The following is a 13,339-nucleotide window of genomic DNA, read 5'->3' as shown; positions in this document are numbered from 1 at the left end:
CGGCGGAAAGGGACCTCCGTCCCCCGAACGAGGACCATTGCGGCCCCTTTGGCCGGGTGAACAGGAGTGGAATGGAGGCGTAGCGAAGAAGCGATACGGAAGGTGCGGGTCATGACTGCCACTCCTGCGGAAACGACAGTGAACGGCGAGGCCTGGGAAGGCTTCAAGGGCGGTCTGTGGCGGGACGCCATCGACGTCCGCGACTTCGTGCAGCAGAACTACGCCCCGTACGAAGGGGACGACTCCTTCCTCGCCGGCCCGACCGAACGCACCACCCAGGTCTGGCAGAAGCTCCTCGCGATGTTCCCCACGGAGATCGAGCGCGGCATCCACGACGTGGACGTGAAGACCCCCTCGCGCATCGACGCCTTCAAGCCGGGCTACGTCGACGGCACCGCCGCCGACCACCGGGACCTGATCGTCGGCCTGCAGACCGACGCCCCGCTCAAGCGCGCCATCATGCCCAACGGCGGCTGGCGCATGGTCGAAGGCGCACTCAACGCCTACGGCTACGAGGCCGACTCCGAGGTCAGGGACGTCTACACCCACCTGCGCAAGACCCACAACGAAGGTGTCTTCGACGCCTACACGCCCGAGATCCGCGCCTGCCGCTCGTCCGGCATCATCACCGGCCTGCCCGACGCCTACGGCCGTGGCCGCATCATCGGCGACTACCGCCGCGTCGCCCTCTACGGCGTCGACCGCCTGATCGCCACGAAGGAGGCGGACAAGGCCGCCCTCGGCGAACAGTGGGCGACCGAGGACGTCATCCGCGGCCGCGAGGAGATCTCCGAGCAGATCAAGGCCCTCAAGGAACTGAAGGCCATGGCGCTGTCGTACGGCTACGACATCGCACAGCCCGCCACCACCGGCCGCGAGGCCATCCAGTGGCTGTACTTCGCCTACCTCGCCGCGGTGAAGGAGCAGAACGGCGCGGCCATGTCGATCGGCCGCATCGACAACTTCCTCGACATCTACCTGCAGCGCGACATCGAGGCGGGCCGCCTCACCGAGGCCGAGGCCCAGGAGTTCATCGACGACTTCGTCATCAAGCTCCGCATCGTCCGCTTCCTGCGCACCCCCGAGTACAACGAGGGCTTCTCCGGCGACCCCACCTGGGTCACCTGGTCGATGGCCGGCATCGGCGAGGACGGCCGCCCGCTCGTCTCGCGCACCACCTTCCGCGCCCTGCAGACCCTCTACAACCTCGGGCCGGCACCCGAACCGAACCTGACGGTCTTCTGGTCGCAGCGACTGCCGCGGGGCTTCAAGGAGTTCGCCGCCAAGGTCGCCATCGACACCTCGGCCATCCAGTTCGAGTCCGACGAGCTGATGCGGCCCAAGTACGGCGACGACACCGCCATCGCCTGCTGCGTCTCGGCGATGGCCGTCGGCAAGCAGATGCAGTTCTTCGGCGCCCGCGTCAACGTCGCCAAGGCCCTCCTCTACGCGATCAACGGCGGCCGCGACGAGAAGTCCGGCAAGACCATCGTCGAGGGCTTCACCCCCATCGAGGGCGAGTACCTGGACTACGCGGAGGTCGTGCGCGGCTACGACCGGATGCTCGACTGGCTCGCCAAGACGTACGTCCACGCCCTCAACGTCATCCACTACATGCACGACAAGTACGCCTACGAGCGCATCGAGATGGCGCTGCACGACCAGGAGATCCTGCGCACCATGGCGTGCGGCATCGCGGGCCTCTCGGTCGCCGCCGACTCCCTCTCGGCGATCAAGCACGCCAAGGTGAAGGTGATCCGCGACGAGACGGGTCTCGCCGTCGACTACGAGATCGAGGGCGACTACCCCGCCTACGGCAACAACGACGACCGCGCCGACGAGATCGCCCGCCGCATCGTGCACGACTTCATGGAGAAGGTCCGCAAGCACCCGACCTACCGCGACGCGGTGCACACCCAGTCGGTGCTGACCATCACCTCGAACGTCGTCTACGGCAAGAAGACCGGCAACACCCCCGACGGCCGCCGCGCGGGCGAGCCGTTCGCCCCCGGGGCCAACCCGATGAACGGCCGCGACGAGCACGGCTACATCGCCTCCGCGATGTCGGTCGCCAAGCTCGACTACGACGACGCCGAGGACGGCATCTCGCTGACCAACACCATCACGCCGGACGCGCTCGGCCGCACCCCCGAGGAGCGGATCGCGAACCTCGCCGGCGTCCTGGACGGCTTCATGGCGAGCGACGGCTTCCACATGAACGTCAACGTGCTGGACAAGGCGACGCTGCAGGACGCCATGGCGCACCCGGAGAACTACCCGCAGCTGACCATCCGGGTCTCCGGATACGCGGTGAACTTCATCCGGCTCACCCGTGACCAGCAGCTCGACGTCATCAACCGCACCTTCCACGGCTCCCTCTGAGCCCCCGGCCCCCACCAGGGGGCCGCCCCCGATCCGCGGCCCCGGGGCCGGGCCCTCACCCCGGCCCCGGGCGCCGCGCACACCACGCCCAGCCAGTAGTCCGGGAGTTCCGTCATGGCTGTTCTGCTCGGTACCGACATCCCCGTACGCCCCCGCGGCGGCGACGAGGACGCGGCCACCCCCGCGGCGGCCGCCACCCACCGCCCCGTCACCGGCTCGGTCCACTCCTGGGACCTGTCCACCGGTGTGGACGGACCGGGGACACGCTTCGTCACGTTCCTCGCCGGGTGCCCGCTGTCCTGTCTGTACTGCCACAACCCCGACACCTGGCGGATGCGCGACGGCAAGCGGACCACGGCCGACGACGTGATCGCCGAGGCCGCCAAGTACACCCGGTTCATCGCCGCCGCCGGGGGAGGAGCCACCGTCAGCGGCGGCGAACCCCTCCTGCAGCCCGTGTTCACCGGCGAACTCCTGCACCGCCTCAAGCACGAACTGGGCCTGCACACCGCGCTCGACACGTCCGGCTTCCTCGGCGCACGCGCCACCGACGCGCTGCTCCGCGACGTCGACCTGGTCCTGCTCGACATCAAGTCCTGGGACCCCGTCACGTACCAGCACGTCACCGGGCGCCCTCTGCGGCCCACCCTCGACTTCGCCCACCGGCTGGCCGGCCTCGGCAAGGAGGCCTGGGTGCGCTTCGTCCTCGTCCCCGGACTGACCGACGACCCGGCGAACATCGAGGGCGTCGCCCGCTTCGCCGCCTCGCTCGGCAACGTCTCGCGCGTCGACGTGCTGCCCTTCCACAAGCTGGGCGAGGCGAAGTGGGACGCGCTCGGCAAGGACTTCACGCTCCGCGACACCCCCTCGCCCACCCCGGCGCAGGTGACCGAGGCCAAGGAGATCTTCGCAGCTCAGGGCCTCAAGGCCGTCTGACGGCGGCAGCTCGCGGAAGCCGTCCCCGCTCCCGGCGTACCCTGGACGCATGAGCCCCGCCCCCGCCCCCGAACCGCGAGATCCGGAAACGCCGAAGACCCCCAAGGACCCGAAGAAGCAGCCGGGGAACGCGCTGATCTTCGACGACCCGCTGTCGCAGCAGTCTTCGGACGACACGGACCGAGGGTGGGGCGAGCGGGCCGAGACCGGCCGTGACAGCGCCGCCGACCTCGCGCGCTTCCTCGACGAGAAGCCGCCCCACCACCTCTGAGCCCGCGCCCGGCGCCGAGCCGCCTCCAGAGCCCCTCGCCGCGCCGCCCCCCGGTCGGCTCGCCGCGCTACTCCTCGCGGTGACCCGTGTCGCGCTGCGCCACGAGGGCGTCGCGGATCTCCTTGAGCACCTCCAGCTCGGTGATCTCCATGACCTCCTTGGTGCCCTCCTTCTCGGCACGCCTGGCCGCCACCCGCGCCAGATACTTGGCCATGGGCAGCACCATCAGGAAGTACACGACGGCCGCGGTGATCAGGAAGCTCAGGACCGCGCTGAGCACGGAACCCCACATGATCGGGATGCCGGTGGCCTCGCCCGCGGCGTTCATCCCACAGGGCGACTTCAGGCACGAGTGGTAGTGATCGAGGTCTTTTGTCCCGAAGGCGCCGACGAGCGGGTTGATGACACCCTTGACCACCGAGTTCACGATGTTCGTGAACGCGGCGCCGATGACCACCGCCACCGCCAGGTCGACGACGTTGCCACGCATCAGGAAGGCCTTGAAGCCGTCCCAGACGCCCGGTTCCTTCTTCTCGCTCACCACGAGGCCTTTCGTTGCATGTGCGGGTTGCGGAACAAACAACTTCGCAACCTACGTCAGACCCGGGCCGACCTGTCCAATTGGACTTCCCCAACGGATTACTTGACAGGTGGTCAGTGCGATCGTGAACGTTCGAGTTCATCGCGGGGGCGTTCATCGCCAGGTCATTCATCGCAGGGTCACCGCCAGCCGGGTCGTGGCCGCGGTTCCGGCGAGCCGTGCCGCGGTCGGGCCCGGCACGGAGAGGACCACCAGCGCGCCGCTCTCGGCGGGGCCCTCGGCAGGCTCGGGCACCGCGGCCACCCGCGCGTCCGCCGCCACCACGCGCGGCTCCGCACCACCGCCGGGCGAACCGTCGGCCGCGATCACGTCGACCCGGTCGCCGGGGCGCAACAGGCGCACGGCGTCCGCGTCAGCGATCCGTACCGGAGCGGTCACCGTCGCCCGCCCCGCGAGACCCCCGGAGGCGACCCCGGCCGCCCCTCGCTCCCGCACCGGTTCCGCCGCGGCCGCCGCCTGCTGTGCGGGGTCCGGCGCCGACGACCGAGGCGTGCCGACCGCGAGGGCCGCGGCGGTCATCGCCAGCCCCACCGCCAGGGCCTGCCGTCTGTGCCGCAGCAGCCGGCGCAGCCGCGGCTGCCCGCCGCGCACTCGCACGGGAGGGAAAGGAGGGACCGGGCAGCCGTCTGCCGGCCGGGTCTGAGGAGGAACGAGCGTCACGACGACCACCGCCTGCGGTGCGAGGAACTGGGCTTGCGCTCCCACGATGCGGGCCCGCACCGATTCCCGCTGACGCCCGTGGACTACCCACCGGTTGTGGACAACCGCCTCACCCGAAGGGGAAGTTCCACACCCCTCGCGGCCTCCCCGCTCCCTCAGCCAGGGCCCTCAGCCAGGGCCCTCAGCCAGGCCCCGCAGCCGGGGGCCTCAGCCCCCCCCCGCAGAAACCCTCAAGGCAGCGGAATCCCCGGATCCATCCCGCCCAGCGCCCCGGCGCACAGGCAGCCCCGCCGCTCCTCCTCCGCCGGAAGCCCCGCCACCGCGTCGAACAGGACGCCCCGCAGCCGGTCCACGTTGGCGGCGAACACCCGGAGCACCTCGTCGTGCGAGACGCCCTCACCGGTGTCCGCGCCCGCGTCCAGGTCCGTGACCAGCGTCAACGACGTGTAGCAGAGCTCCAGTTCGCGGGCGAGCGCCGCCTCGGGGTGGCCGGTCATGCCCACCACCGACCAGCCCTGCGCCGCGTACCAGCGCGACTCCGCCCGGGTCGAGAACCGTGGCCCCTCGACCACGACGAGCGTCCCGCCGTCCACCGGCTGCCAGTCACGGCCGCGTGCCGCACGCAGCGCGGCCGCACGCCCGGCGGGGCAGTAGGGGTCGGCGAGCGAGACGTGCACGACGTCGGGGACGCTCCCGTCGGGCAGCGGCACCCCGTCGAAGTACGTCTGGGCGCGCGCCTGGGTGCGGTCCACGAGCTGGTCGGGCACGAGCAGCGTGCCGGGCCCGAACTCGGGCCGCAGCCCGCCGACCGCGCAGGGTCCGAGCACCTGCCGTACGCCGAGCGAGCGCAACGCCCAGAGGTTGGCGCGGTAGTTGATGCGGTGCGGCGGCAGATGGTGGCCGCGGCCGTGGCGGGGCAGGAAGGCAACGGACCGGCCCGCGAGCTCCCCGAGGAAGAGGGAGTCGCTCGGGGCTCCGTAGGGCGTGTCGACCTGGATCTCGGTCACGTCGTCGAGGAAGGCGTAGAAGCCGGAGCCGCCGATCACGCCGATCTCGGCCCGCGCGGGGTTCGCCGTGTTCACCATGGCCGCACAGTAACCGGGGCGGGGCCGGCCGGGGCGGGGAACGCCGACGACCCCGCCGTCACAGGACGGCGGGGTCGCACGAAGGAGCGTGCGGTGAGTCCTAGGCGGCCGAGCTCGACGACGTGGACGTCGACGAGGAGGAGCCGGAGGACTTGGAATCCGAGGACGAGGAGGTCGAAGTGGCCTTCGAGTCCGCCGAGGAGGAGGACGAGGCGGACTTCGACGACGAGGTCGACGGCGTGCTGCTCGACGACGAGCCGCGGCTGTCGTTGCGGTAGAAGCCGGAGCCCTTGAAGACGATGCCGACTGCCGAGAACACCTTCTTGAGGCGTCCGTTGCAGTTGGGGCACTCCGTCAGGGCGTCATCGGTGAACTTCTGCACCGCCTCGAGGCCTTCGCCGCACTCGGTGCACTGGTACTGGTACGTCGGCACTTGCTTCCTCCTGGCACTCTCACTCGATGAGTGCTAACGACGCTCCATAGTGACCTATTCCGCGGGATCAGTCCACCGTCACCGGCACGCGGTGACCGACGCCACGCGCGACGGTGCGGCCCGAGGCCTTGGGGACGAGCCGCGAACGGAGGGACACGAGGACCGCGAGGGCCAGTGCCGTACCGCCCAGCGGGACCAGGAATCCGGCCCCGTCCCAGAGGCGGTCCTCCAGCTGTCCGGCGACCGTGACGGCCGCCGCCTGACCCAGCGCGACCGCACCGGTCAGCCAGGTGAAGGCCTCCGTGCGGCCGGTCGGCGCGACCAGCTTGTCGACCAGGGTGTAGCCGGTGATCAGCGCGGGCGCGATGCAGACGCCGACCAGCAGGCCGAGGCCGGCGAGCAGCGGCACGGAGTGCGCGGCCCACAGGCCGGCGGCCATCAGGGTCAGCGCCGTGTAGCCGACGAGCAGGCGCCGCTGCGGGGAGACCTTCCAGGCGATGGCGCCGCAGACGACTCCGGAGAGCATGTTGCCCGCCGCGAACGTGCCGTACAGGACGCCGTTCAGGCCGGGCTCGCCGATGGACTCCGTGAAGGCGGCCAGCGAGACCTGCATGCCGCCGAAGACGGCGCCGATGCCGAGGAACGTGGCGATCAGGACGCGGATGCCGGGGACGCGCAGTGCGGAAACGTGCTCCACGCGCGCGTGCCCGTCGTGGTGCGCGGACGGCTTGGGCTGGGTGCTCTTCTGCGCGGCGAAGAGCAGACCGCCGACCAGCGTGAGCCCGGCCTCGGTGAGGAGACCGGCGGAGGGGGCGACGGTGGTGCACAGCGCGGTCGCCACCAGCGGGCCGAGGACGAAGGTCAGCTCGTCGGTGACCGACTCGAAGGCGGCCGCGGTGGTGGCCAGCGGGGAGTCCTGGAGCCTGACGCCCCAGCGGGCCCGCACCATGGGGCCGATCTGCGGCGTGGAGGCGCCCGCGGGCACGGCGGCCACGAAGAGCGCCCACAGGGGCGCGTCGGAGAGCGCGAGGACCGTCAGGGTGACCACGGACGCGGAGTGCACGAGGACGCCGGGCAGCAGCACGGCGCGCTGGCCGAAGCGGTCGGCGAGCTTGCCGCTGAAGGGCGCGAAGAGCGCCATGGAGACGCCGGTGACGGCCGAGACGGCGCCGGCGGCACCGTACGAGCCGGTGGTGTGCTGCACGAGCAGGACGATGGAGATGGTCAGCATCGCGAACGGCTGGCGCGCCGCGAAGCCGGGCAGCAGGAACGTCCAGGCGCGCGGGGTGCGCAGCAGCTGTCCGTAGCCGGGGCGGGATTCGGTGACCGTGGATGCCACGGCCCGTGCCTTTCTGCCGCCTGGTAGCGCGTCCTCCCGTTGTGCGGGAGACGGTGCCGAGAGCTGTCCTCTTGCGCGGAACTGCGGTAGATGCCGGGGCCCACTGCGAGGGCGTCACCGGCCGCCATACGGTCGCGCCAGCTCTGCTTCAGGCAGAGTTGGTTCGATCAGGTGCCTTCATCGTACAGGGGAGGGTCCCATTTGGCCGTGTGATCGCAGCCGATGAGACCCCCGCCACCTACGATTGGTGCTTTTCTCCGTCGGTTCCCAGCCAACTGGCCAGCTTGCCGCCGTGGCCGACCGCGCGCAGCCGCTTCTCGGCGGCGTCCCGCACCGGGTCCGTCGCCACCACGAGCAGCTCGTCGCCGCGCCGCAGCACCGTGGTCGGAAGCGGGACGAACGATTCGCCGTCCCGCACGACCAGCGTGACCGCCGAGCCCGGGGGCAGCCGCAGCTCGCCGACCTCCACGCCGTGCATGCGCGAGCCCTTGGGGATGGCCACCGACAGCAGGTGCCCCTGCAGCCGCTCCAGGGGAGCGGACTCCACGCCCAGGTCGGCGGCTTCGGAGGAGTCGCCCAGCCGCAGCTTCCTGGCCAGCCAGGGCAGCGTGGGGCCCTGGATGAGGGTGTAGACGACGACCAGGACGAACACGATGTTGAAGATCCGCTGGCTGTCCTCGACGTCGCTGACCATCGGGATCGTCGCCAGGATGATGGGCACGGCGCCGCGCAGGCCGGCCCAGGACAGCAGCGCCTTCTCCTGCCAGGGCATGCGGAACGGCAGCAGGCTGAGCACGACCTCCAGGGGGCGCGCCACCACGGTCAGGACCAGGCCGATGAGGACCGCGGGCCAGGTGTCGTCGAGCAGGTCGTGCGGGGTGACCAGCAGGCCGAGCAGGACGAACATCCCGATCTGGGCGATCCAGCCGAGCCCCTCGGCGAAGCCGCGGGTGGCGGGCCAGTGCGGCAGCCGGGCGTTGCCCAGCACCATCGCGGCCAGGTAGACGGCGAGGAAGCCACTGCCGTGCGCCATGGCGCCCGCGGCGTAGGCGGTGACGGCGATCGCCATGACGGCGATGGGGTAGAGGCCGGAGGCGGGCAGCGCCACGTGCCGCAGGCCGTACGCGCCGAGCCAGCCGACCGCGAGGCCGAACGCGGCGCCGATCGCCAGCTCCAGGGCGATCTCGCCGAGCAGTACGTACCAGTCGTCGACCGGGCCCACCGTGGAGAACGCCACCACCAGGATCACCACGGGGGCGTCGTTGAACCCCGACTCCGCCTCCAGGACGCCCGTGATGCGCGAGGGGAGCGGCACCTTGCGCAGCACCGAGAAGACCGCCGCCGCGTCCGTGGACGAGACCACCGCGCCGATGATCAGCGCCTGGCGCCATTCGAGCCCGACGAGGTAGTGGGCGCCCGCGGCCGTGACGCCGACGCTCACCGCGACGCCCACCGTCGACAGGACGGCAGCGGCGGGCAGGGCGGGTTTGATCTCTTTCCACTTCGTCCCGAGGCCGCCCTCGGCGAGGATCACGACCAGCGCGGCATAGCCGATGACCTGGGTCAGTTCGGCATTGTCGAAGTGGACGTCGCCGACGCCGTCCTGGCCCATGGCGACGCCGATGCCCAGGTAGAGGAGCAGGCTGGGGAGCCCGCTGCGCGACGAGACGCGGACCGCCGCCACCGCGACGAGCAGGACGAGCGAGCAGACGAGCAGGAGCTGGTTGAGGTGATGGACAGTCAGGGGCCGTTCCTTCCTCCGTGGATCCTGCGGATCCTGGTACTTCGTTACCTTACCTAATTGTTAACGCTTTCTTGACGCGGTCGAATGACTATTCGATCTCAGGAGGGCCGGGTTCCTGACTCCGCGTCCGGAGCCGCAACGCCCTGCGCCTATGGTTGCTCCAGCGCTCCCAGAGCCGCCCAAGTCGACAGCACAGCCCGCCCTGCCGCTCGCGTAAGGACAGCAAGGACAGCGATGCCCTCCAACACCACCGCCTCTTCCGGTCATAAGTCCGGCAAGAAGAAGGGGCGCCGAGCCCGACTCGTCGTGATCGTCCTGGTCCTGGCCATCGTCGGAGGCATCGGCTTCGGCGCGTACTGGAGCGTCAGCACCGTGCGCGCCTCCTTCCCGCAGACCAAGGGGTCGATCAAGCTCGACGGCCTGGACGGCAACGTCGACGTGAAGCGGGACGGAAACGGAATCCCGCAGATCTACGCCGACTCCGACGCCGACCTGTTCATGGCGCAGGGCTACGTCCAGGCGCAGGACCGCTTCTGGGAGATGGACGTCCGTCGCCACATGACCTCCGGGCGGCTCTCCGAGATGTTCGGCAAGAGCCAGGTCAAGACCGATGAGTTCCTGCGCACGCTCGGCTGGCACCGGGTGGCGCAGAAGGAGTACGACTCCAAGCTCTCGCCGGAGACGAAGAAGTACCTCCAGGCGTACGCCAAGGGAGTCAACGCCTACCTCGACGGCAAGGACGGCAAGGACATCTCCGTCGAGTACGCGGCGCTCGGCTTCGAGAACGACTACGCGCCGCAGGCGTGGACGCCCGTCGACTCCGTGGCGTGGCTCAAGGCCATGGCCTGGGACCTGCGCGGCAACATGCAGGACGAGATCGACCGCTCCCTGATGACGAGCCGCCTCGGCCCGTCGCAGATCAAGGACCTGTACCCCGAGTACCCGTACAAGCGGAACAAGCCGATCGTCCAGGAGGGCGCCTACAGCGCCGCCACCAAGGAGTACGACCCCGAGGGCACCGAATCCGGCGTGGGTACCGGTACGGGCACGGGGACGGGCTCCGGAACGGGCACGGGCACGGGCAGCGGTACGGGTACCGGTACTGGCACCGGCACGGGAACCGACACCCAGTCCGGGAACGGGACGGGAACGGGCACCAGCAGCGGCACGGCGGGCTCCGGCGTCGCCGGCGGCACCCAGGCACCCTCCGGGATGAACTCGCAGCTCTCCGGCCTCTCCGACGCCCTGGACGAGGTCCCGGCCATCCTCGGCCCGAACGGCAACGGCATCGGCTCGAACTCCTGGGTCGTCTCCGGCAAGCACACGATCACCGGCAAGCCGCTCCTCGCCAACGACCCGCACCTGGCCCCGCAGCTGCCCTCCGTCTGGTACCAGATGGGCCTGCACTGCCGCGCGGTCTCCGACAAGTGCGGCTACGACGTCTCCGGTTACACCTTCTCCGGCATGCCGGGCGTGGTCATCGGCCACAACCAGGACATCGCCTGGGGCATGACGAACCTCGGCGCCGACGTCACGGACCTCTACCTGGAGAAGTTCACCGGGGACGGGTACCAGTACGGCGAGAAGGTGAAGCCGTTCACCACGCGCGAGGAGACCATCAAGGTCGCCGGCGGCGCGTCGAAGAAGATCACGGTCCGCGAGACCAACAACGGCCCGCTCATCTCCGACCGCGACGACGAACTGGTCAAGGTCGGCAAGAAGGCCGGCGTCGACAGCGCCGCGCCCGACCGGGGCGACGGCTACGGAGTGGCGCTGCGCTGGACCGCGCTCTCCCCCGGCAAGTCCATGGACGCCGTCTTCCGGCTCAACCGGGCGAAGAACTTCACGGAGTTCCGCAAGGCGGCCGCCTCCTTCGAGGTGCCCTCGCAGAACCTGATCTACGCCGACACCAAGGGCAACATCGGCTACCAGGCGCCCGGCAGGATCCCCACCCGCGGCAAGGGCGACGGCTCGCTCCCGGCGCCGGGCTGGGACCCGCGGTACCGCTGGACCGGTTACATCCCGCAGGACGCGCTGCCCTACGAGTACAACCCCAAGCGCGGCTACATCGTCACCGCCAACCAGGCCGTGGTCGACGAGGACAAGTACCCGTACAAGCTCACCTCGGACTGGGGCTACGGGGCGCGCAGCCAGCGGATCGACGACCTCATCCAGTCGAAGATCAAGAACGGCGGCAAGATCTCCACCGAGGACATGCGCCTCATGCAGATGGACAACAGCAGCGAGATCGCCAAGCTGCTCGTGCCCAAGCTGCTGAAGATCGACGTCAAGGACAAGTACGTCCGCGAGGCGCAGAAGCTCCTGGAGGGCTGGGACTACACGCAGGACGCCGACTCGGCGGCCGCCGCGTACTTCAACTCCGTCTGGCGCAACATCCTCAAGCTGGCCTTCGGCAACAAGCTCCCCAAGGAGCTGCGCGTCAAGGGGCAGTGCCTGAACGTGGAGCCGGCCGGTAACACCGGCCCGGCCGACGAGGGCGAGAAGGTGCGCGAGTGCGGTGAGCGCGACGCGGACTCGGCCCAGCCCGACGGCGGCGACCGCTACTACGAGGTGGTCCGCAGGATCATCGACGACCGGACCAACGACTGGTGGAAGGCGCCCGCCACCCGCACGGACGCGGAGACCAAGAACCGCGATCAGCTGTTCAAGCGGGCCCTGGAGGACGCGCGCTGGGACCTGACGGCCAAGCTGGGCAAGGACGTCGACACCTGGAGCTGGGGCCGTCTGCACCGGCTCACGCTGAAGAACCAGACGCTCGGCACCGACGGCCCCGGCTGGCTGCAGTTCGTCCTGAACCGCGGCCCGTGGAACCTCGGCGGCGGCGAGGCCGCGGTCAACGCGACCGGCTGGAACGCCGCGGGCGGCTACGGAGTGATCTGGGTGCCCTCCATGCGGATGGTGGTCAACCTCAAGGACCTCGACAAGTCCAAGTGGATCAACCTCACCGGCGCGTCGGGACACGCGTACAACGCCCACTACACCGACCAGACGGACAAGTGGGCCAAGGGCGAACTGCTGCCATGGGCCTTCGGCAAGGAGGCGGTCGACGGCAGCACGAGCGACACGCTGGTGCTGCGGCCCTGACGGCCACCCACGACACCACCTGAAAGGGCCCTCCACGCGCGCGTGGAGGGCCCTTTCGCCTCCCTCGGGCCCGGCCGCTCCGGGTCGGCCCCCTCAGCGAAATCGCCGCACTCCCGAGGGCGTCACCACGGCGTGCACCGGCCGGTCGTGCGCCTCCGCGGGGAGGTGGGCGACCACTTCGGAGTCGTACAGGAGCACCACCAGCGCCGGATCGGCGTCCGCGCGCTCCAGCCGGGCGAGGACCCGGTCGTAACTGCCGCCGCCACGCCCGAGCCGCATGCCGCGCGTGTCGACGGCGAGCCCCGGCAGCAGCACGGCGTCCGCCGTCAGGACGGCGTCGGGCCCGAGCCGCCCCCCGGAGGGCTCCAACAGCGCCATCTTCCCGGGGTGTTGTACGCGGGCCAGCGAGCCAGGCCCCTCGTACCCGCCCCAGTCCAGGTCGTTGTCGGGGAGCAGCGCCGGAAGCAGGACACGGGTCCCGCGCGCGTGGAGGGCGTCGAGCAGGGCGCGGGTGCCGGGCTCGCCGCCCACGGAGACGTACGCCGCGACGGTGTGCGCGTCGGCGAGCTCGGGGAGTTCCAGTGCGCGCTCGGCGAGAACCGCGGCCGCCTTCTGCGCGTCATCCCCAGTCAACCCGCTTCTCACCGCGAGGAAGTCGCGCCGCAACGTGCGCTTGGTTGGCTGGCCCTCGGGCTCGGTACCGCTGGTTCCGTTCATGAAGATCTCCCTTTTCCTCACTGATCAGCACATATGCCGCCGAATTATCTGGACCCACAGATTCCG

The 13,339-nt window shown here is 70.4% G+C and carries 11 protein-coding genes; 4 read left to right on the top strand and 7 right to left on the bottom strand.

What is annotated here, in order from left to right; all coding sequences use genetic code 11:
* Positions 1-111: 111 nt before the first annotated feature.
* The 3 genes from pflB to ACZ6CV_RS17500 all read left to right on the top strand — a co-directional run bounded on the left by pflB (position 112) and on the right by ACZ6CV_RS17500 (position 3,589).
* Positions 112-2,382: a formate C-acetyltransferase gene (pflB, locus tag ACZ6CV_RS17510; protein WP_469251653.1), complete on the top strand. Its 2,271-nt coding sequence runs from the start codon at positions 112-114 to the stop codon at positions 2,380-2,382.
* Positions 2,383-2,496: 114 nt separating this feature from the next.
* Positions 2,497-3,318, top strand: coding sequence for a pyruvate formate-lyase-activating protein (gene pflA, locus ACZ6CV_RS17505; protein WP_469251651.1), 822 nt, complete (start codon positions 2,497-2,499; stop codon positions 3,316-3,318).
* Between the two features lie 49 nt (positions 3,319-3,367).
* Positions 3,368-3,589: a hypothetical protein gene (locus tag ACZ6CV_RS17500; RefSeq protein ID WP_469251650.1), complete on the top strand. Its 222-nt coding sequence runs from the start codon at positions 3,368-3,370 to the stop codon at positions 3,587-3,589.
* Positions 3,590-3,656: 67 nt separating this feature from the next.
* Here the strand turns inward: ACZ6CV_RS17500 and mscL are convergent, their stop codons facing one another.
* From mscL to ACZ6CV_RS17470, 6 genes are all read right to left on the bottom strand, one after another.
* Positions 3,657-4,130, bottom strand: coding sequence for a large conductance mechanosensitive channel protein MscL (gene mscL, locus ACZ6CV_RS17495; protein WP_469251649.1), 474 nt, complete (start codon positions 4,128-4,130; stop codon positions 3,657-3,659).
* Between the two features lie 168 nt (positions 4,131-4,298).
* Positions 4,299-4,787 (bottom strand): hypothetical protein, encoded by a 489-nt coding sequence (locus ACZ6CV_RS17490; protein ID WP_469251648.1) that lies wholly within the window; start codon positions 4,785-4,787, stop codon positions 4,299-4,301.
* A gap of 293 nt (positions 4,788-5,080) precedes the next feature.
* Positions 5,081-5,935: an S-methyl-5'-thioadenosine phosphorylase gene (locus tag ACZ6CV_RS17485; protein ID WP_469251647.1), complete on the bottom strand. Its 855-nt coding sequence runs from the start codon at positions 5,933-5,935 to the stop codon at positions 5,081-5,083.
* 100 nt (positions 5,936-6,035) lie between these two features.
* Positions 6,036-6,368 (bottom strand): FmdB family zinc ribbon protein, encoded by a 333-nt coding sequence (locus tag ACZ6CV_RS17480; RefSeq protein WP_469251646.1) that lies wholly within the window; start codon positions 6,366-6,368, stop codon positions 6,036-6,038.
* A 67-nt stretch (positions 6,369-6,435) separates the two neighbouring features.
* Complete coding sequence (locus ACZ6CV_RS17475; protein ID WP_469251645.1) at positions 6,436-7,707, bottom strand: MFS transporter; 1,272 nt, start codon at positions 7,705-7,707, stop codon at positions 6,436-6,438.
* Between the two features lie 238 nt (positions 7,708-7,945).
* Positions 7,946-9,451, bottom strand: coding sequence for a potassium/proton antiporter (locus tag ACZ6CV_RS17470; protein ID WP_469252010.1), 1,506 nt, complete (start codon positions 9,449-9,451; stop codon positions 7,946-7,948).
* Between the two features lie 234 nt (positions 9,452-9,685).
* On the opposite strand from ACZ6CV_RS17470, the gene ACZ6CV_RS17465 reads away from it, so the two are divergent.
* Positions 9,686-12,556, top strand: a complete 2,871-nt coding sequence (locus tag ACZ6CV_RS17465; RefSeq protein ID WP_469251644.1) for a penicillin acylase family protein — start codon at positions 9,686-9,688, stop codon at positions 12,554-12,556.
* A gap of 93 nt (positions 12,557-12,649) precedes the next feature.
* Here ACZ6CV_RS17465 and ACZ6CV_RS17460 read toward each other — a convergent pair whose 3' ends face one another.
* Positions 12,650-13,273, bottom strand: a complete 624-nt coding sequence (locus ACZ6CV_RS17460) for a 5-formyltetrahydrofolate cyclo-ligase (RefSeq protein WP_469251643.1) — start codon at positions 13,271-13,273, stop codon at positions 12,650-12,652.
* Positions 13,274-13,339 lie beyond the last annotated feature (66 nt).

The sequence above is a fragment of the Streptomyces sp. NPDC041713 genome (assembly GCF_055591085.1).
Note: the sequence above shows the minus strand (reverse complement) of the source record. Positions and strands in the feature narration are given on the sequence as shown.